This window comes from Methylophilus medardicus (assembly GCF_006363955.1).
GTDB lineage: Bacteria > Pseudomonadota > Gammaproteobacteria > Burkholderiales > Methylophilaceae > Methylophilus > Methylophilus medardensis.
This window is the reverse complement of sequence record NZ_CP040948.1, coordinates 693,075-711,296: the sequence shown is the minus strand read 5'-3', so window position 1 is coordinate 711,296 and position 18,222 is coordinate 693,075. Positions and strand designations below refer to the sequence as shown.

At 51.4% G+C, this 18,222-nt stretch carries 20 protein-coding genes; 8 read left to right on the top strand and 12 right to left on the bottom strand.

The window, feature by feature from the left end; genetic code table 11:
* Window positions 1–2: 2 nt before the first annotated feature.
* Both lolD and FIT99_RS03445 read right to left on the bottom strand, forming a co-directional pair.
* Window positions 3–710, bottom strand: a complete 708-nt coding sequence (gene lolD, locus FIT99_RS03450) for a lipoprotein-releasing ABC transporter ATP-binding protein LolD (RefSeq protein WP_140002984.1) — start codon at window positions 708–710, stop codon at window positions 3–5.
* A complete protein-coding gene (locus FIT99_RS03445) occupies window positions 703–2,010 on the bottom strand; it encodes a lipoprotein-releasing ABC transporter permease subunit (RefSeq protein ID WP_140002982.1) in 1,308 nt (435 codons plus the stop codon). Before FIT99_RS03445 ends, lolD begins: the two co-directional genes overlap by 8 nt.
* Window positions 2,011–2,193: 183 nt before the next feature.
* Between FIT99_RS03445 and FIT99_RS03440 the strand changes: the two genes are divergently transcribed.
* Window positions 2,194–2,391 carry a CsbD family protein gene (locus FIT99_RS03440; protein ID WP_140002979.1) on the top strand — a complete coding sequence of 66 codons (198 nt, stop codon included), beginning with the start codon at window positions 2,194–2,196 and terminating at the stop codon, window positions 2,389–2,391.
* Between the two features lie 77 nt (window positions 2,392–2,468).
* Here FIT99_RS03440 and ppc read toward each other — a convergent pair whose 3' ends face one another.
* Entirely contained in the window at window positions 2,469–5,249 is a 2,781-nt protein-coding gene (gene ppc / locus FIT99_RS03435) for a phosphoenolpyruvate carboxylase (protein ID WP_140002977.1), read from the bottom strand.
* A 79-nt stretch (window positions 5,250–5,328) separates the two neighbouring features.
* On the opposite strand from ppc, the gene FIT99_RS12450 reads away from it, so the two are divergent.
* Window positions 5,329–5,739, top strand: coding sequence for a hypothetical protein (locus FIT99_RS12450; RefSeq protein ID WP_223261268.1), 411 nt, complete (start codon window positions 5,329–5,331; stop codon window positions 5,737–5,739).
* A 12-nt stretch (window positions 5,740–5,751) separates the two neighbouring features.
* On the opposite strand, the gene FIT99_RS03425 is transcribed toward FIT99_RS12450, so the two are convergent.
* The 5 genes from FIT99_RS03425 to rsmD are packed head-to-tail and all read right to left on the bottom strand — an operon-like array spanning window position 5,752 to window position 7,798.
* On the bottom strand, window positions 5,752–6,009 hold the full coding sequence (locus FIT99_RS03425; RefSeq protein ID WP_140002975.1) for a hypothetical protein: 258 nt from the start codon (window positions 6,007–6,009) through the stop codon (window positions 5,752–5,754).
* Entirely contained in the window at window positions 6,002–6,409 is a 408-nt protein-coding gene (gloA, locus tag FIT99_RS03420; RefSeq protein WP_140002973.1) for a lactoylglutathione lyase, read from the bottom strand. The genes FIT99_RS03425 and gloA overlap by 8 nt, the downstream gene beginning before the upstream one ends.
* A 48-nt stretch (window positions 6,410–6,457) precedes the next feature.
* Window positions 6,458–6,706 carry a YfhL family 4Fe-4S dicluster ferredoxin gene (locus tag FIT99_RS03415; RefSeq protein WP_140002971.1) on the bottom strand — a complete coding sequence of 83 codons (249 nt, stop codon included), beginning with the start codon at window positions 6,704–6,706 and terminating at the stop codon, window positions 6,458–6,460.
* Between the two features lie 34 nt (window positions 6,707–6,740).
* A complete protein-coding gene (coaD, locus tag FIT99_RS03410) occupies window positions 6,741–7,220 on the bottom strand; it encodes a pantetheine-phosphate adenylyltransferase (RefSeq protein WP_140002970.1) in 480 nt (159 codons plus the stop codon).
* Between the two features lie 20 nt (window positions 7,221–7,240).
* Window positions 7,241–7,798 (bottom strand): 16S rRNA (guanine(966)-N(2))-methyltransferase RsmD, encoded by a 558-nt coding sequence (rsmD, locus tag FIT99_RS03405; protein WP_140002969.1) that lies wholly within the window; start codon window positions 7,796–7,798, stop codon window positions 7,241–7,243.
* Between the two features lie 127 nt (window positions 7,799–7,925).
* On the opposite strand from rsmD, the gene FIT99_RS03400 reads away from it, so the two are divergent.
* Window positions 7,926–8,123, top strand: a complete 198-nt coding sequence (locus FIT99_RS03400; protein ID WP_140002967.1) for a PLDc N-terminal domain-containing protein — start codon at window positions 7,926–7,928, stop codon at window positions 8,121–8,123.
* Window positions 8,124–8,175: 52 nt separating this feature from the next.
* Here FIT99_RS03400 and FIT99_RS03395 read toward each other — a convergent pair whose 3' ends face one another.
* Window positions 8,176–9,486 (bottom strand): M16 family metallopeptidase, encoded by a 1,311-nt coding sequence (locus FIT99_RS03395; protein WP_140002965.1) that lies wholly within the window; start codon window positions 9,484–9,486, stop codon window positions 8,176–8,178.
* An 80-nt stretch (window positions 9,487–9,566) separates the two neighbouring features.
* Window positions 9,567–10,955, bottom strand: a complete 1,389-nt coding sequence (locus tag FIT99_RS03390) for a M16 family metallopeptidase (RefSeq protein WP_140002963.1) — start codon at window positions 10,953–10,955, stop codon at window positions 9,567–9,569.
* Window positions 10,956–11,135: 180 nt separating this feature from the next.
* Here FIT99_RS03390 and ftsY point away from each other — a divergent pair, with 180 nt between their 5' ends.
* Genes ftsY through ftsX form a run of 3 tightly spaced genes read left to right on the top strand, consistent with a single transcriptional unit; the run spans window position 11,136 to window position 13,719 of the window.
* Window positions 11,136–12,122 carry a signal recognition particle-docking protein FtsY gene (gene ftsY / locus FIT99_RS03385; protein WP_140002961.1) on the top strand — a complete coding sequence of 329 codons (987 nt, stop codon included), beginning with the start codon at window positions 11,136–11,138 and terminating at the stop codon, window positions 12,120–12,122.
* 18 nt (window positions 12,123–12,140) lie between these two features.
* Window positions 12,141–12,818: a cell division ATP-binding protein FtsE gene (ftsE, locus tag FIT99_RS03380; protein ID WP_140002959.1), complete on the top strand. Its 678-nt coding sequence runs from the start codon at window positions 12,141–12,143 to the stop codon at window positions 12,816–12,818.
* 10 nt (window positions 12,819–12,828) lie between these two features.
* Window positions 12,829–13,719: a permease-like cell division protein FtsX gene (gene ftsX / locus FIT99_RS03375; RefSeq protein ID WP_140002957.1), complete on the top strand. Its 891-nt coding sequence runs from the start codon at window positions 12,829–12,831 to the stop codon at window positions 13,717–13,719.
* 55 nt (window positions 13,720–13,774) lie between these two features.
* On the opposite strand, the gene FIT99_RS03370 is transcribed toward ftsX, so the two are convergent.
* Complete coding sequence (locus tag FIT99_RS03370; RefSeq protein WP_140002955.1) at window positions 13,775–15,421, bottom strand: electron transfer flavoprotein-ubiquinone oxidoreductase; 1,647 nt, start codon at window positions 15,419–15,421, stop codon at window positions 13,775–13,777.
* Window positions 15,422–15,435: 14 nt separating this feature from the next.
* Window positions 15,436–16,374, bottom strand: coding sequence for a LysR family transcriptional regulator (locus FIT99_RS03365; RefSeq protein ID WP_140002953.1), 939 nt, complete (start codon window positions 16,372–16,374; stop codon window positions 15,436–15,438).
* Window positions 16,375–16,525: 151 nt separating this feature from the next.
* On the opposite strand from FIT99_RS03365, the gene FIT99_RS03360 reads away from it, so the two are divergent.
* Together FIT99_RS03360 and FIT99_RS03355 are read left to right on the top strand one after the other, a co-directional pair.
* The gene (locus tag FIT99_RS03360) at window positions 16,526–17,278 is read left to right on the top strand and encodes an electron transfer flavoprotein subunit beta/FixA family protein (protein WP_140002951.1); all 753 of its coding nucleotides are present in this window, start codon (window positions 16,526–16,528) and stop codon (window positions 17,276–17,278) included.
* Complete coding sequence (locus FIT99_RS03355; protein WP_140002949.1) at window positions 17,275–18,204, top strand: FAD-binding protein; 930 nt, start codon at window positions 17,275–17,277, stop codon at window positions 18,202–18,204. The genes FIT99_RS03360 and FIT99_RS03355 overlap by 4 nt, the downstream gene beginning before the upstream one ends.
* The last annotated feature ends 18 nt before the right edge of the window (window positions 18,205–18,222 follow it).

Below are 18,222 nucleotides of genomic sequence, written 5' to 3'. Positions count from 1 at the left end.
ACTTAAAAAGGAGTGACGCCCTGCTCTGTGCTTAAAGACAACGCTTGCAAGCGGCCATCTTGCAAGCGATATTGACGATGCATACGCGCAGCCAGTGACAGATCGTGTGTCACCACCACCAACGAAGTGCCCTGCGCAGACTGTATTTGCAACAGTAGTTCAAACACCTGCTCAGCAGTTTGCCGATCTAGGTTGCCGGTTGGCTCGTCAGCCAGAATACAGCGCGGTTGTGTCACCAAGGCACGGGCTAGGGCTGCACGTTGGCGTTCACCACCTGAAAGCTCACCCGGCGTATGTTCCAGTCGATGCGTCAACCCCACCAGTGACAGATAATGCTCGGCTTGGGCCAAGGCCTGCACACGCGGCATGCGCCGAATCAGCAACGGCATGGCCACGTTCTCTAGTGCACTAAATTCTGGTAACAAATGATGAAACTGGTAGACAAACCCCAAGTAGCGGTTACGCATGGCACTTTTGTCGGCCTCTGAGAGGCTTGTGAGCGGTTTACCTAGCCAACTCACCTCGCCCTGTGTCGGGGCGTCTAAGCCACCAAGCAAATGCAGCAAGGTACTTTTACCACTACCAGAGGCCCCAACAATCGCCACATGGTCCCCTGCAGCGAGTTGCAGATCTACGCCAGTCAATACGGACGTATCCAGCCCCTGATAGGTTTTGGCCAAGCCTTGGCATTGCAAAATAAACTCACTCATAGCGTAACGCCTCCGCTGGGTTCATGCTGGCTGCGCGTGCGCTAGGATACAAGGTGGCCACCAAACTTAATAAAATAGACAAACCTACAATCGCCGCCACGTCTGACCACATGAGTTTAGAGGGTAAGTCGCTGATGTAATACACATCTTTGGACAAAAATTGCACATTAAATGTGTGTTCAATCCAAGGCACCACGGTTTCAATATTCAACGCCAGCAACACGCCCAGCAATGCGCCCGACACTGTGCCGATAATGCCGATCATCGCGCCCTGCACAACAAACATTTTACGTATGGATTGCGGGGTGGCGCCCATGGTGCGCAAGATGGCAATATCTGCCCGTTTATCGGTCACCGCCATCACCAGCGTTGAGACGATATTAAACGCTGCCACCGCCACGATCAGCGCCAAAATAATAAACATGACACGTTTTTCAAGCTGTATCGCTTTGAAGAAGTTGGCATGCTGCTGCGTCCAGTCGGTAATGTAAAAGTTAGGCCCCAGCGCCTCCACCAAGGATTGACTTACCCGATCGGCCATAAAAAGATCGGCAAGTTTCAACCTTAAACCAGAGACCTGCTCGCCCAAACGATATAACTTGGCTGCATCCTCCATATGAATCAAGGCAAGCCCCGCGTCATACTCATACATGCCGACCTGAAAAATGCCTGACACGGTAAATTGCTTAATTCGTGGCACCAACCCCGCAGGCGTCACTTGCCCTTGCGGCGCCATCAACACCACTTTTTCACCGACGCGCACACCAAGCGCCATGGCCAGATCAGAACCCAGCACAATATTAAATTGCCCTGCTTTTAAATCGTTTAATTGGCCAAGCTTCATCTGCGTAGACAGTTCAGACACTGTGGATTCTTGCGCAGGAAGCACGCCGCGAATGAGCACCCCCTGTACCGCCTGATCATGCGTCAGCATGCCCTGCGCCATAATATAAGGTGCGACGCCCTCGATTGGGCTGGCAACGGCTTTGGGCGGTATCGATTGAATTTGTTGCTGCAAGTGCTGCCAATCGGCGAGGCTAGGCTCAAAACCGCGTACTTCAATATGAGAGGCCACGCCAAGAATCCGTTTTCTCAACTCGTCCTGAAAACCATTCATCACCGACAGCACGACAATCAGCGCCATGACCCCCAGCGCGATCCCGACCATACTGGTCAGCGAAATAAACGAAATGAAATGGTTGTTGCGTTTGGCACGGGTATAGCGCCAGCCTATCCAAAATTCATAAGGTAGACGTTGTGCAAGCGACTGGCCCAACGCGGAGAGTGTGGCGTTTTTCATGCCAGAATCTTAACAGCTTTTAATGCGAAGCGAAAATCCAATCCGGCCATAGCCAAGCCCAACTGTCAGTCGAATCTGACCCGCTTTGACGAGTATGGCTGACTGAAGCGCTAAGCTTTAATGGTTAAGATGCAACTCAGGTAATTCACCTACAACCCTTTCTTAACATTGAGGAGACTCGACATGAATAAAGATATCTTTGAAGGTAACTGGAAACAATTGAAGGGCAAAGTCCAAGAACAATGGGGCAAGCTGACCAATGATGATCTTGACGTGATTGAAGGTAAACGTGATCAAGTCGCGGGTAAAATTCAAGAACGTTATGGCATCACTAAAGATGAAGCTGAAAAACAAATCAAAGCTTGGGAAAGCAAGCACTAACCGCCTTTAACGCCTGCGGTTGGCTCAATAAAAAAGGACAAGCGAGGCTTGTCCTTTTTTGTGTGTCGCACAGACAATCAACCCGTATTGCGTAAACTGGTCGCAATCCCATTAATCGTCAGCGGAATCGCCCACTGCAACTTTTCATCCGTTTCTCCATTGCGGTAGCGCTGAATCATTTCAACTTGCAAGTGGTTTAAGGGGTCAAGATAGGGCAAACGATCACGGATAGATTTTGCAATGGTCGGCTGCGTTGCTAAGCGCTGGGTGGTCCCCAATAACAAGTTCACCGCCTCAGTGGTGAGTTTATGCTCATGGGCGATGCGGCTAAAGATATCTTCGCGCAGATCCCTGTCATCCAACAAATGTGCATAATGTCTCGCCACCACCAAGTCTGTCTTGGCCAATACCATATCGACATTATTGATCAAGGTATTAAATAAAGGCCAATGCGCCTGCATCTCAAGCAACATGGCTAGCCGGGCATCTTTCGCGGCCGGATCTTGCTGCAAAAATTGTTGAATGGCGCTACCGAGGCCATACCAACCTGGCAGTAGTAATCGGCATTGTCCCCACGAAAACCCCCAGGGAATTGCCCGCAGATCTTCGATGCGACGGGTCGACTTGCGTGCTGCTGGACGGCTGCCCAAATTGAGGCTGGCAATTTCGTCAATCGGGGTCGTACTAAAAAAGTATTCGGCAAAGCCTGGGGTTTCATAAACCAGGCTGCGATAACTGGTCATGGCAGTCGCAGACAGTGTCTCCATCACGCTCTCGAATGCGCGCCGCTTGGCGGGATCAAGCTGGTCTGAGGGAAACAAGGTCGCATCTAACGTTGCTGCGATCAGTGTTTCAAGATGCTGCCGGCCCACAACTGGGTCGGCATAGCGGGTCGAAATAATTTCACCTTGTTCGGTTAAGCGGATCTGGCCATCCACCGTACCTTTGGGTTGCGCCATAATGGCCTGATAAGTCGGACCGCCGCCCCGGCCAACTGTGCCGCCACGGCCATGAAATAAGCGTAATTTCACATTGGCCTGATTAAATAACTCTACCAGCGAGACTTCCGCCTTATACAGCTCCCAGTTAGAGGTCAGAAATCCGCCATCTTTGTTACTATCGGAGTAGCCCAGCATCACCTCTTGCTCATTGCCCTGATAGCGGATCACATGGCGAATACCAATCAGGCTCAGCCATTTACCCATGATCATCGGGGCATCACGCAAATCGGCGATGGTCTCAAACAGTGGCACGATATTGAGGTCAACCTGAATATTGGCAGAGCCCCACACGCCGCGCAGTAAGCCCGCCTCGCGTTGTAGCAATGCCACTTCTAACAGGTCTGACAGCGTTTCAGTATGCGAAATGATGTACTGGCGCACGGCATGTTCACCAAAGCGTTGCCGCGTCTCACGCACCGCCACCAACACGCCAATTTCTTTGTGCACCAACTCGGAATATTGCTGAAACGGTGAAAACAACAAGCGCGGTTGCTTGAGCTCTTCTAGCAAAATCCCGATTTTTTCATCTTCATTAAAGCTTGCATAATCAAAATCCTGCCCGGCTTTTTGCAATAATTCGGTGATGACCGCCTCATGCACATCGGACGATTGACGAATATCTACGGTAGCCAGATGAAAGCCAAACGTGTTGATTGCTTTAATCAGCTTGCCTAAGCGCGGATAAATCAAGGCTTCACCGTGATGATTGCGCAGCGAATCCGCAATAATTTGCAGCGGCACCAGCAATGCTTCCGGGCTATCATAGACCGCCTCTGCCATCTCCTCCTGCAAGACCCATCCGCCCTCGGGCAACAGCTTGCTGGCCGTCAGTAACAGCCGGTCGTAGACGCCGTTTAATGCTAGCCGGTAGGGCTCATCTAAACGGTGCTGGGATTGGTCGCGTGAATCTTTACTCAACTGCAAGACTGCGTCATCCACGCCGACGACCCGCGTAGAGACGGCTAACTCTCGCCGGAGCGCCGCCAGCTCTTGCAAATAAAACTTAAACAAGGTGGTCGCTTGCAATCGCACGCTCTCGCACAGAGTAGTGCCGTTCACAAAGGGGTTGCCGTCGCGGTCACCACCGATCCAACTGCCCATGCGTAAAAAACCCGGCAAAGCCACATTCGGTAATAGGTCCGACAAATCACGCTCGATATCTTGCAAGATCTCGGGGATCACATGCAAAAAAGTGCTTTCGTAATAGGTTAGCGCATTTTCAATTTCATTGAGCACGCTCAGTTTAGAGTAGCGCATCATGCGGGTTTGCCACAGCGCTGAGACCGCGCCTTGCAACAACAGGCTGTTACGGGCCAACTGCTGCTCCGATACCATGGGGACTCGCGCAGCGAGCAACTCGGCAATCAAACGCTCAATGTCGAGCACACTTTTGCGTTGCACTTCGGTCGGATGCGCCGTCAACACGGGTGAGATCAGCGCATCTTCGAGTAGCTTTTGCACGGTATCGGCTGGGATGGCCGCCGCTTTGATACGAGAAAGCGTGTAAGAAAGCATACCGGGCGCAGGCGTATTTTGTGCACAATGGCCCAGCTCTTGGCCATATAAATCCTCAGCCAGATTCACCAGATGTTTGAAATAAGCCAGTGCGCGCACCACACGCACGGTATGCTCCAGACTCAGGCCCGCCAGCAACTGCTCCAAATCTAAAGAAGCCTGCTGGTCATGCGTTTGATGAAAGCGCAACGCCGAGTGACGAATGGAGGCGATCTTTTGCGACACTTCTTCGCCCTCTACTTCGAGAATCGCTTTATCGAGCAGGGTCCCCAACAATTGAATGTTATCGGTCAGCCTGGCTTCTGCAGAAACCATGGCATTGGCCGCAAGTTTTTTTATCATGATGCCTCTCCTCTAGCTAAATCAAGACTAGCAACAAGCAGGCCATGTTTAATGACGTTTTTTTCTTTTAAAAATCAGGGTGTTAAAAAACGAAAGCACGCAGAACGCACTGACAACAAGCACGGCCATGCACCGATTTGGCTCCAGCAGGATGCTTCATTCAGGTCTAAGCGATGGAAAAACAGTAAAAGGATGCAAAAGTCTGGCTGTAGTCATCCATCCGACGCTTGCCCCCTGCCCAAGCAAGGCAGGGCTCAGGCATAATAAAAGCATGGTGCATATTCGATTAGATCATTGGATACAGCAGGTGCTTGATATCTGGCAAAAGCTGTCAAACTTCGGCCCTTGGCAGCAGGATGCCTTTTTACTGCTGGTCTGTTTGGTGGCGTGCGCAATGCTTTTTTTAACCGGGACAGCGATTGGGCTATTTTTGCAATCGCTGTGGGGCATTTTCGTCAGCAGCCGCACCGCGCTGGATGAACATAAGTAAAATCGACGCGGCCTAGTCGGCCGCGTCGAGCCAATCCGCGATGGCCGCTAACTCCGCCATCGTATCCGACCCATAATCTTCATACTGATGTCCACCGGTTTTGGCATACCAGTACTGGCTGTTCCACGTATCACCTTCAATTTTGTGTAAGACCGCGTGCAGCCAATTAGCCACGGCGTCAGTATAGTCTTGCGCAATCAGGTGTGAGGCTTGCCAGTCGCCGGCTTGCGCCAGCGTCACGGCTTGCTTTAAATGCGCTTGATTAGACATTGACCGGGTACTCGATGGTCCCTTTCTGGATGAATTCAATTTTATAACCGTCGGGATCTTCGATGAACGCGATGATAATCGTACCATGTTTCATCGGCCCCGCTTCGCGTACGACTTTGCCGCCTTTGGCTTTCACCCGCTCACAGGCTTGATAAGCATCATCGACCTCGATCGCCATGTGCCCATAAGCGCCGCCCATGTCGTAGGTGGTTTTGCCATAGTTATAAGTAAGCTCCAACACGGTATGGTCATACTCATTGCCATAACCGACAAAGGCGAGTGTAAATTCGCCATCTGGGTAATCTTGGGTACGAATTAATTTCATTCCCAACACATTGGTATAAAAGTCGATCGAACGTTGCAAATCGCCTACGCGCAACATGGTATGTAACACTCGCATATTCACTCCTTGTGATTAGTATTGCCCGGCAAAGGGCGCGGTATAGGATTAGCGGTTAGTAATCCGCATATATTTTTCCATTAGTTCTGCCTGCGTTTCACGCCGGTCAGGATCGAATGGAATGCAACTGATCGGGCATACTTGCTGACATTGTGGTTGATCGAAGTGACCAACACACTCCGTACACAGGTCAGGATTGATCTCATAGATTTCAGCGCCTTGTGAAATGGCCTCATTCGGGCAGACCGGCTCGCACACGTCGCAGTTAATACATTCGTCGGTAATCAATAAAGCCATGGCTGCTACGCTGAATACTTTCTCTGGGCTAGGGTTACAATTTTTGCTTGATGGCGGCTTCGACGCCGGGCGAGACAAACTGGTTCACATCGCCCCCGAGCCGCGCGACCTCTCTGACCAGGCTGGATGAAATAAACATAAATTCTTCCGTCGGCGTCATAAATAAGGTCTCAAGCTTGGGAAACAACTTGCGATTCATCCCGGCCAACTGAAATTCGTACTCGAAGTCACTGGCTGCACGTAAGCCACGAATCACCATCTGCGCGCCCTGCGACTGCACAAACTGCATCAACAGGCCATCAAATCCAACCACGCGGATGTTGTCGCCAGCAAATACTGACTGCGCCAAAGCCACCCGCTCAGACAAGCTGAACAAGGTCTGTTTGCTTGTGCTGCCGGCCACCGCGACAACCACCTGATCAAACAGATTGGCGGCGCGGCGCACGATATCCTCATGTCCGAGTGTAATCGGATCAAACGTACCCGGATACACCGCAATTCTGACTTTACTCATTCACCCTTACCCCGATTTTTTTAAGGCGTATCCTTGATAGCGGCTGGCATCGCCTGTAACAAATGATAAAACACTTGCCCGGCCTTGCCGGACTTAATCACTTGCCAGTCCGCATTGGATTTTAACGCATATTCCGCTTCAACATATAGCACACCATCAGTCGCCAAGTGCGCTGCCAAAACCGGCAGCAACTTGTCCAGCCACTGTTTACGGTAGGGTGGATCGCAAAAAATCACATCATAACGCTGGGTATTGTTCGCCAAAAATTGCATGGCATCGGCCTGACGGATGTCTGCTTTGGTTGCGTCTAGCAAGCGCTGATTTTGCAGCAAAGCCTGAAAAGGCGCCTTGGCTAACTCCAGCATGGTGACTTGCTTAGCATTGCGTGATAGCGCTTCAAAACCGAGCGCACCCGTGCCCGCAAACAAATCGAGACAGACTTTGCCGGTCATCTCTTGGCCCAACCAGTTAAACAAGGTTTGACGCACGCGGTCTGCGGTGGGACGCAAGCCCTCAGCTTCGGGGAACTTGAGAATGCGACTGCGCCAAACACCCGCGTTAAGACGAACTTGATTCATGAAACAGATTCGATTCGTTGGCCATAAAAACAAGATTATAAGGGCTTAAAGGCTGCAACCAAAGCCAGACGCTGATCGATAAAACGGATCGTGTTATGATTGAATGCAATTGTTAAAGGAAGACCGTATGGAATTTTTGTTTGGATTTGGCTTGATTGGGAGCCTGATTGCCCTGGCACTCGGATTTTTTTGGGTATGGATGCTGGTGGATTGCTTGGCAAATCAGCGCGAAGATAAGCTGGTTTGGTTTCTGGTACTCTTTTTTCTCAACCTACCCGGCGCCATACTCTACTACCTACTGGCTCGTAAAAAGCGTGTGGGCTAAATCTTCGCATCAAAAAAGCCGACCTGAGGGTCGGCTTTTGCATGGCTTTTGACTACTCTGCCCCGACAATCACGGTGGCAAAATGCTCGGGGTGAATCCTACGCTTAAAGGCATCATTGACCTGTTGCACAGTCACCGCCGCAACACGCTGGTTAAAAGTATCCAAATAATCTAGCGGCAGTTTGTAAAAGCCAATCATATTCAAATACTCGAGGATCTTGCTGTTGCTATCGATACGCATTGGGAAACCACCAATCAAGTTATCCTTGGCGGCAGTGAGCTCCTTCGCAGTCACGCCTTGATCCACAAATTGCTGCACGGTATCCCGCACCAATTTTAGGGCCTCATCAGCCTGTTCTTTTTTAGTTTGCAAGCCAATTTGAAAAGGGCCCAGCTGGCTCATCGGCATAAAGTAGCTGTAAACACTATAAGCCAACCCCCGTTTTTCACGAACCTCTTCGGTCAGGCGCGAGACGAAACCGCCGCCGCCCAAAATATAGTTGCCGACATACAAGGGGAAAAAGTCAGGATCGCCACGTAGATTGCCTGGCTGACCAATCAAAATATGTGCTTGCATCGCCGGGTGAGGTAATTTTTTCACTGTGGGTGCACTCAGCGTTGCCACAGGCGGCACAGGGGCCACGGCTGGGCCCTGCGGCAGGCCCGCACTTAATTGTTCGGCGATCTGTTTGGCTTGCTCGGTGGTCACGTCACCCATGATCGCAATGACCGCAGTTTGCGCCGTGTAATGGCTTTGATAAAACTGACGCAAATGCTCTGCACGCAAAGCTTGCACCGTTGATATCTCACCATTTTGGTCTTGGCTGTAAGGATGCATGCCATAAATACTGCGCATGAAGGCCTTTTGCGCGATGCTGTCTGGCTCGGTTTCAGCCTCTTGCAGCGCAGACACGATTCGCCCTTGTTCGCGAGCCAGCACACTCTGGGTAAAATCAGGTTTGTGTAACACCAGATTAAATGCCGTCAATGCTGCGGCCTGCTCAGTGGTTAAGGTGCGTACTTTAAAGCTGGCACGATCTGCATCAAAACTACCCCCGAGCACCGCACCAATGTCAGCAAATCGATTGGTGAGCGTCTCTTCGCTCAGCCCACCAGCCTCTAATGCCATCACGTGGTGTGTCAGCGCGGCTAAGCCAGACGTTTCTGGCGAGTCGTAGGCACTGCCTGCCGAAAAGTTGACACTGACGTCCATCATCGGCAACGAGTGGTTTTCGACAAAGTAGACTGCACTGCCTTGCGCTGTCGTCCAACGCTGAATATTCAACGCGGCATGACTTGCCCCGGCGAATCCCAGTAACACGAAAGCCAACAACATTGTTTTAATAAAAGTAAACACGTTCATTCTATTCCTTAGTTACCCCGTTTGATGGGGTATACCTTATGCGCTTAATGGTTGAATTAGCGGATTAAAACCCGATACGGCTAGTGCTGATGCGGCTTACCGGCGGGCTTGAAATTGGGATCCATCGGTTGTGGATCCAAGCTTACCAGCGTCATCTGTTCTGGGATCAGATACTTTTTGGCCACTTGCTGGATTTGCTCCGAAGTCACCGCCTGCACCCGGCTTGCATTGTTTTGTAGCAATGACAATGGGTAACCTAAGGTTTCTAGCTGGCCAATCTGCATCGCTTGATAAAACATCGAATCACGCTTGTAAACGTCTGCAGCGATGACCGCAGCTTTGACACGATGTAACTCCGCTGCGGTTACGCCATTGGTTTTAATCTCATCAATTTGCGCCCAGATGGCTTTTTGCAAAGCCTCTTGTGACACCCCTTCACTCGGTGAGGCCGCGACTTCAAAGGTGGAGGTTTGCCCGCGATTTGTACTGTCATAGCCTGTGTCGATTTCGAGTGCAATTGCCTGCTCTCTCACCAGCTTTTGGCTCAAACGGGAGGCGTCGTTGCCACTCAGGATGCTGGACAATACTTCTAGCGCAAACGGCTCCCAGTCTTGCTCGGCATAACTCTGGCCGTTTTTAAGCGCTGGCGCGTGAAAGCCCATCACAAAATAAGGCAACTTGGCGGGCGCTTTGACAATGGCGCGACGCTCGCCCAGCTGCACCGGTTCCACTTGTGGTTTGCGCGCAGGCAGTGGTTTGGCGGCTAGCTTGCCAAAAGTTTGTGTTGCCAACTTGAACACGTCTTGCGCCTTCACGTCCCCCACCACCACGATGGTGGCATTATTCGGCGCATACCAAGTGCGATACCACTCACGTGCATCCTCGGCAGTCATATTTTCCAGATCATTCATAAAGCCAACCACTGGACGGCCATAAGGATGCGCGCGATAAAGGGAAGACTCAAACTGCTCATTGACGCGCGATTGCGGTTTATCCTCCGTGCGCCAGCGACGTTCCTCTTTTACCACTTCGATTTCTTTGGCAAATTCAGCATCCGTGATTTGCAAGTTCGCCATACGATCAGCTTCTAACTTGAAGGACAACGGTAATTTGGACTTCTCAAGCTGCTGAAAGTAGCAAGTGTAATCTTTGCTGGTAAAGGCGTTTTCTTTACCGCCTGCAGTAGCAATCTGACGTGAAAACTGGCCTGCCGGCACTGCCTTGGTGCCCTTGAACATCATGTGCTCAAGCACATGCGCCACGCCAGTTTTACCATTTAACTCATCCACTGAACCCGCGCGATACCATACCTGAGACACCACCACGGGTGCCCGATGATCCTCTTGCACGATGATTTTGAGACCATTTTTTAGTGTGGTTTGCACTATTTCACTGTGCCCGGGTAAAGCATACACACTCATCAGCACCGTGATTAGCCACGGGCTCGTCAAACTCATTGTTTTTTTCATGTTGTCATCACAAACGGTTATTTACACAAGCTGCGTTAAAAGAATTTCAAAGCATCGTTGTGACTGCTAGCGCGCTGGTTTAGTTCGAACTGCCATGGTGATGTCTGTACCATCAGCCCTGCCATGGCGGGAAACTTCGATTCAGCTTAAAATGACGATATTACCGAGTTTTAAGCCGCCATGTTCAATCCATTTGCCAAAAAGACCGATCCCGCTCCCCCAGTCGCCACCGAGGCCAGTGACTTAAGCTGGACGCAACGTTTAAAAAACGGACTCGCCAAAACAAGACAACAATTAGGCGGGCAACTCAGTGCGCTTTTTGGTGGCGGCAAAATCGACGAAACGATTTATGAGGAATTAGAAACCATTTTGCTCACCTCTGATGTGGGCGTGAGTGCTACCCAACACTTACTGACACAATTACGTAGCCGCGTTAAAAAACAAGACTTGCAAGACACCACAGCCCTCAAATTGGCGCTCAAAGAAACCTTGCTCGACTTGCTGGGGCCGCTGGAATCCCCGCTTGATGTGCGTGGCCATCAGCCTTATGTGATGATGATGGTAGGGGTGAATGGAGCGGGCAAAACCACTACCATAGGCAAACTGGCTAAATATCTGCAAGCGCAAGGCCATAGCGTGTTGATTGCCGCGGGCGATACTTTTCGCGCAGCCGCCCGTGAGCAATTACAAGTTTGGGGCGAGCGCAATGATGTACATGTGATTGCCTCTGAAAGTGGGGACCCGGCAGCGGTGATTTATGATGCAATCAATTCGGCGATCGCCAAAAAGATCGACATCGTGATTGCGGATACCGCCGGTCGTTTGCCAACCCAGTTACATCTGATGGATGAAATTAAAAAAGTCCAACGCGTCATCGACAAAGCTTTACCGGGCGCACCGCACGAAATTTTGTTGGTGCTAGATGCAAACACTGGCCAGAATGCAGTGAACCAATTAAAGGCCTTCAACGAGGCGCTGGGCGTCACCGGCTTGGCACTGACTAAACTGGATGGCACCGCCAAAGGCGGCGTGATTGCCGCCATCGCACACCTTGGCCAACAATCAGGCAGTCAGATTCCGGTCCGCCTGATTGGCATCGGCGAGAGCATTGATGACTTACGCCCATTTAGCGCCACCGATTTTATTGATGCTTTAATTGATGACTAGGCATCCTCGCTTTAAATTATGATTGTTTTTAATAATGTCAGCATGCGCTACCCCAATAGCGCACATTTATTTCGTCAAGTCAGCTTTAGCATCGACAAAGGCGCGTTTGTACTGGTCACCGGCCATTCCGGCGCCGGCAAAAGCACGCTACTCAAATTGATGGCAGGCATAGAACTGCCTTCCAGCGGGCACATTCTGATCAATCAACAAGATATCAGCCAGCTGCACCCCAACGCCGTGCCGTATCTGCGACGCCGATTTGGCTTGGTGTTTCAAGACCATAAGCTGCTTTATGACCGCAATAGCTTTGAGAATGTCGCCCTGCCTTTGAGCATTCAAGGCATTACGGGCGAAGAGGCGGCACGTAGGGTGCGTGCGGCACTGGACAAGGTAGGCTTGCTCAACAAAGAGAAAGCCATGCCGATCACGCTGTCGGGCGGCGAACAACAGCGACTGGCGATTGCACGTGCAGTCGTTAGCCGTCCCTCGATTGTGATTGCCGACGAACCAACCGGCGGTTTGGATCAAGCCGCTTCGCTCGAAATCATGCAGCTCCTGAAAGCCTTTAACGACGTGGGTGTCACGGTGGTGATTGCCATGCATGATGTCAGCCAAGTCAGCACGATCGCTTACCGTACTTTGCATATCGATCAGCAAAAAATTAATCCCATGCCATCACAAACGGCGATGTTATGAGACGCAGGCTATGAAAAACTGGTTAAACCAACACGCCATGGCCATGGAGCTGGTCGTGCAGCGCTTAAAAACCCACTGGCTGAATACGCTGACCATTTGCATGGTCATTGGCATTACCGCCACCCTGCCGGGCTTACTGTTTGTTGGCCTAGACAACTTGCAAGACATGTCGCGTACCCTCAAACAAGACGCCCAAATCAGTGCTTTCCTCAAACCCGCGCTCAATGCAAATCTGCTACAGCGACTGATCCACGACCTAGAGGCTTTGCCGCAGGTGAAAGAGGTGCGCTACGTGCCCAAGGAGGAGGCGATCAAACAACTGACGCAGCAGTTTGTGCAAAAAGACCTGCTGGCAGACTTACCGCAAAATCCATTGCCGGACGCTTTATTTATCACCCTCCAGGATACGCAGCCGGCCTCGGTGAAACCGGTACAGCAGCTATTGCAGAAGCGCGCAGAGATTGAAGAGCTGGTCATCGACAATGTTTGGATTGAACGTTTGCACGCGATGTTGGTGTTAGGAAAACGCATCGCGGTCATTTTTGCCAGCCTGCTTGGCATTGCCATGATTACCGTGATCAGCAACACAGTACGCATGCAAGTGCTCACGCACGAGGCCGAGATTGAAGTCAGCCGCTTGATCGGGGCCACACACAGTTTTATTCGGCGCCCGTTTTTGTACATGGGCGGGGTTTATGGTCTGGGCGGTGGTCTCATTGCAGTCGCACTGCTGTTTGTCATTGTGTGGAATTTAAAACAACCGGTACAACTGCTCGCGAACAACTATCAAAGCCAGTTTCAATTGGTATTTCATCTGTTTAATGTTGGTGGGCTGATGCTGATCACCACAGTGACGATAGGTTGGATTGCCGCCTTTATTGCACTGACGCAAAAACGTTAACCCGCATGCCAACAAAAAAGCCACCTTACGTAGGTGGCTTTTTATTGGGTATCGATTACTGAGAAACGTAATTCGGTCCGCTACCGCCTTCAGGTGGCACCCAATTAATGTTTTGCATCGGGTCTTTAATATCGCAGGTTTTGCAGTGGATACAATTTTGAGCATTAATCTGCAAGACTTTTTCACCGGCATGCTCGACGTACTCGTATACCCCGGCAGGGCAATAGCGTTGCTCTGGGCCAGCGTAGCGCGGCAAGTTCACCCGCACCGGCATATCCGCCACGCCTAACTTCAAATGGCAAGGTTGCTGGTGGTCATGCGAAAGATTGCACAAGCTGACCGAGCTTAACTTATCAAAGGTCAACACGCCATCGGGCTTGGCATAGGTGGGCACTTGGCTCTGTGATGCCTCTGCCAGCGTGGCATGATCCGCACTGGCATGTTTCAGTGTCCACGGCAGCGCGACGCCCCAGCTAGATAGCCACATTTCAATGCCACCCAATGCCGAACCCGCCCAGGTGCCCAAGCGCGAGAGATAAGGCTTCACATTACGTACCGCAAACAACTCCTGCCAGATCCAAGAAGCCCGCAGCTTTTGCGGGTAGCTGGTCAATAATTCAGGGTTGCCTTGCTGGCGCGCTTCAAACACAGCCTCTGCGGCGAGCATGCCGGATTTCATCGCATAATGCGTGCCTTTGATTTTTGGCAGATTCACCAAGCCGGCACTGCAACCTAATAGCGCGCCGCCAGGGAAAGCCATCTCTGGTAAGGACTGCACGCCGCCCTCAGAAATCGCACGTGCACCATAACTCAAGCGTTTGCCCCCTTGCAGCAACCCTTTTAATTTAGGATGTGTTTTAAAGGTTTGAAAAACATCAAACGGTGACAAGTAAGGGTTTTGATAGTCCAGATGCACCACATAACCGACAGAGACTAAATGTTCACCATGATGGTAAATAAATCCGCCACCACCGGTATTCGCATCCAGTGGCCAGCCCAGTGTGTGCTCAATCAAGCCTTTTTGATGCAATTCAGGCGCGACTCGCCAAACTTCTTTAAAGCCAATACCATATTTGGCAGGGCTGGCTGTGGCACGCAAGCCATAACGCGCCTCTAATTGTTTGGTCAACGAGCCGCGTGTGCCTTCGGCCACCAGCGTGTAATTCGCCCGAATTTCAATGCCCGGCGTGTAGTTTGCGCTAGGATTGCCTTGTTTATCCAAGCCCATATCGCCCGTAATCACGCCGATCATGCGGCCTTGCGCATCATAACTTGGGCTTTGCGCAGAAAAACCGGTGTAAATTTCGACCCCGAGCGCCTCTGCTTGGCCGGCCAACCAACGACACACTTCCCCTAGGCTGATGATGTAATTTCCGTGATTGCGCATTAAAGGTGGTAAGGACCATTCGGGCACCTCCCATGACTTCTCCTCACCCAATACGACGAAGGTATCTTTGTTTACCGGCGTGTTGAGTGGCGCACCCAAGGCTTGCCAGTCTGGAAAAAGCTCTTGCAAGGCTTTGGGATCAAGCACGGCGCCAGAGAAAATGTGGCTGCCAACTTCGGCGCCTTTTTCGAGCACACACACGCCCAAGTCTTCGCCCTGTGCCTGCGCCAATTGTTTGAGTCGAATGGCTGCGGACAAGCCGGCCGGGCCTGCCCCGACAATCAGCACATCGTATTCCATAACATCTCTTTCCATCTTTGCTCCTTGTGTCAGGCAATGGCCGGAATATCAATCAGATCGCTACGCGTCGCGCCTTGGGTAAAGGCCTGGCAAAAAGCCAGAAACTGACGAATGCCACCGGTTTGGTATTTTTGCCTGTGCCATAAAAAATAAAAATTGCGGTGAAACTGCAAACTGTGGTTCTCAATCGGCACCAGACTGCCGCGCCTAAAGGCATCTTTCAGTGCCAGTCGCGAAATGCAGCCAATGCCGAGACCAGACTCCACTGCCCGTTTGATCGCCTCGGTGTGCTCAAGCTCCAGCGTGATATTGAGACGGGAATAATCCTGCTTAAATGCCCGGTCAAACGTCTCGCGCGTGCCCGAGCCTTGCTCACGGACAATCCAGGGTTGTAACAGCAAATCTGATTTATGGATGGTTTTACCCGTCTGCGCCAAGCGCGCCAGAGGATGCGTGGGTGCAGCAAAAATCACCAATTCGTCAGCAATCCATGGCGCCACCGCAATATCCGGATGATTACATTCGCCCTCTATCATACCTAAGTCCAGCGTATGGTTAGCAATTTGCTCGACAATCGTGCGTGTATTTTGCACCTGCAACTGAATATGACTTTGTGGATATTGCTGCAGAAATTTGGCCACCAATAACGTCACCAAATAGTTACCCACCGTTAACGTAGCGCCGATTTTAAGATTGCCGTAGCCCTGCTGCCCCTGCAACATACGCTCAATTTCGCGCGCACGATCAAGCAACTCAACCGCCTTCGGCAGCAATTGTTGCCCGGCCTCATTGATGCGTAAAGATTTACCAACGCGGTCAAATAACTGGATATCAAACTGCTTTTCTAACTCAATGAGGGCAGTACTGGCAGCCGATTGTGACAGTGCGAGCTGATCGCAGGCGCGGGACACGCTACCCGCGCGACTAATCGCCACAAAAATCTCCAGCTGTCTGAGGGTGTATTTCATTGCAGGGTATGGAATTGCAGTGTGATTGCGGCGGGTTAAAATTAATCTACAAAATAGATATATATTATTATAATAATCAATTTAATAAATATTACAACCTAGCTTAAAATGCAAGGCTACGAGTAAAAACCAACACAAAGGCAAACGTTTTATGAAAGCACTAGTAGCGATCAAACGGGTCGTTGATTATAACATTCAAGTTCGCGTCAAAGCAGATGGTTCTGATGTGGACATTGACGGCGTCAAAATGGGTGTGAATCCGTTTGATGAGAACGCGATTGAAGAGGCCATTCGGCTCAAGGAAAAAGGCATTGTCACTGAAATCGTCGCCGTCACCATTGGCACCGCGACGCATCAGGATGTGTTGCGTCATGCGCTGGCAATGGGTGTGGATCGCGCAACTCTGGTCGAGACGCAAGATAGTCTAGCGCCTTTGGCAGTCGCAAAAGTACTCAAAAGCATCGTTGAACGCGAGCAGCCCTCATTGATCTTATTGGGCAAGCAAGCGATTGATGACGATGCTGGTCAAACGGGCCAAATGTTGGCCGCCTTACTCAAGCTGCCGCAAGCGACGTTTGCTTCTGAAATCACCATTGCCGACCAACAAGCGACCGTAGTACGCGAGGTGGATGGCGGCACACAAACACTGAGCGTTCCCTTACCTGCTGTGATTACGGCAGATTTACGGCTGAATGACCCGCGTTACGTCAAACTGCCGAATCTGATGATGGCCAGAAAAAAACCCATTGAAACCATTGCGCTGGATTCGCTCAATCTGTCACTCACGCATAGCGTCAAGCAACTCAGCGTGGCAGCGCCGCCTGAGCGCCCGGCCGGCATCATGGTCAAAGATGTGAATGAATTATTGAGCAAATTGCGTACACACCAAGGGATCATTGCATGAGAACACTGATTATTGCCGAACATGATGGCCAGCACTTAAACGAACAAGTTGCGCGCGCAGTCACCGCTGCACAGCAATGGCAACAACCGGTAGATGTGTTGATTGCCGCAGCGCACACCGACGCACTCGCGGCACAAGCGGCTGCTTTGCAAGGCGTGAGTAGCGTATTAGTGGCCACGGATGCCAGTTTGCAACACGCCACCGCCGAACACTTGGCAGACCTAGTGGTGACAGTGGCAGCCAACTACCGCGTGATCTTGGCGGCGCATAGCGCATTTAGCAAAAACGTCTTGCCACGCGTGGCGGCATTGCTGGATGTGAATATGCTTTCGGACGTGCTGGAAATCGTCAATCAAAACACGTATGTGCGCGGCATCTATGCTGGCAATGTACTGGCAACGGTGCAGAGCACAGATGCGACGCAGGTGCTGACCGTGCGCGGCAGTAAGTTTGCAGCCGCCGCCAATGGCAATGCTGCTGGCACGCAAACCCTGTCTGTACCGGCAGCCGCCGAAGGCAGCCGCTGGGTAGCTGAAGCATTCAACAAATCCGAACGGCCACCCTTGGCCGCGGCCAAAGTGGTGGTTTCGGGCGGTCGCGCGCTGGGCAGTGCCGATGCCTTTGCTGAGGTGCTGGCACCGCTGGCTGACAAGTTACACGCAGCAATTGGCGCCAGCCGTGCGGCTGTCGATGCGGGCTATGCCCCCAATGACCTGCAAGTGGGCCAGACCGGTGTGGTCGTTGCGCCTGAGCTCTACATTGCCGTGGGGATCTCTGGTGCCATCCAGCATGCCTATGGCATGAAAGATAGCAAGGTGGTGGTCGCCATCAATCAGGACCCAGAAGCGCAGATATTTAAAATTGCAGATTATGGACTGGTGGCCGATTTGTTTGAGGCCGTGCCACAACTGACAGCTGCGCTATAATAGCCGTTTAAATTAACC

Bases quoted from the DNA above. Each gene is read 5' to 3' on its own strand.
- rsmD (WP_140002969.1), bottom strand. From the start codon at position 7,798: ATGAATCAAGTTCGTCTTAACGCGGGTGTTTGGCGCAGTCGCATTCTC.
- FIT99_RS03400 (WP_140002967.1), top strand. From the start codon at position 7,926: ATGGAATTTTTGTTTGGATTTGGCTTGATTGGGAGCCTGATTGCCCTG.
- FIT99_RS03365 (WP_140002953.1), bottom strand. From the start codon at position 16,374: ATGAAATACACCCTCAGACAGCTGGAGATTTTTGTGGCGATTAGTCGC.
- FIT99_RS03360 (WP_140002951.1), top strand. From the start codon at position 16,526: ATGAAAGCACTAGTAGCGATCAAACGGGTCGTTGATTATAACATTCAA.
- FIT99_RS03445 (WP_140002982.1), bottom strand. From the start codon at position 2,010: ATGAAAAACGCCACACTCTCCGCGTTGGGCCAGTCGCTTGCACAACGT.
- FIT99_RS03395 (WP_140002965.1), bottom strand. From the start codon at position 9,486: ATGAACGTGTTTACTTTTATTAAAACAATGTTGTTGGCTTTCGTGTTA.
- ppc (WP_140002977.1), bottom strand. From the start codon at position 5,249: ATGATAAAAAAACTTGCGGCCAATGCCATGGTTTCTGCAGAAGCCAGG.
- ftsX (WP_140002957.1), top strand. From the start codon at position 12,829: ATGAAAAACTGGTTAAACCAACACGCCATGGCCATGGAGCTGGTCGTG.
- FIT99_RS03425 (WP_140002975.1), bottom strand. From the start codon at position 6,009: ATGTCTAATCAAGCGCATTTAAAGCAAGCCGTGACGCTGGCGCAAGCC.
- FIT99_RS03370 (WP_140002955.1), bottom strand. From the start codon at position 15,421: ATGGAAAGAGATGTTATGGAATACGATGTGCTGATTGTCGGGGCAGGC.
- ftsE (WP_140002959.1), top strand. From the start codon at position 12,141: ATGATTGTTTTTAATAATGTCAGCATGCGCTACCCCAATAGCGCACAT.
- lolD (WP_140002984.1), bottom strand. From the start codon at position 710: ATGAGTGAGTTTATTTTGCAATGCCAAGGCTTGGCCAAAACCTATCAG.
- gloA (WP_140002973.1), bottom strand. From the start codon at position 6,409: ATGCGAGTGTTACATACCATGTTGCGCGTAGGCGATTTGCAACGTTCG.
- FIT99_RS03355 (WP_140002949.1), top strand. From the start codon at position 17,275: ATGAGAACACTGATTATTGCCGAACATGATGGCCAGCACTTAAACGAA.
- FIT99_RS03390 (WP_140002963.1), bottom strand. From the start codon at position 10,955: ATGAAAAAAACAATGAGTTTGACGAGCCCGTGGCTAATCACGGTGCTG.
- ftsY (WP_140002961.1), top strand. From the start codon at position 11,136: ATGTTCAATCCATTTGCCAAAAAGACCGATCCCGCTCCCCCAGTCGCC.
- FIT99_RS03415 (WP_140002971.1), bottom strand. From the start codon at position 6,706: ATGGCTTTATTGATTACCGACGAATGTATTAACTGCGACGTGTGCGAG.
- FIT99_RS03440 (WP_140002979.1), top strand. From the start codon at position 2,194: ATGAATAAAGATATCTTTGAAGGTAACTGGAAACAATTGAAGGGCAAA.
- coaD (WP_140002970.1), bottom strand. From the start codon at position 7,220: ATGAGTAAAGTCAGAATTGCGGTGTATCCGGGTACGTTTGATCCGATT.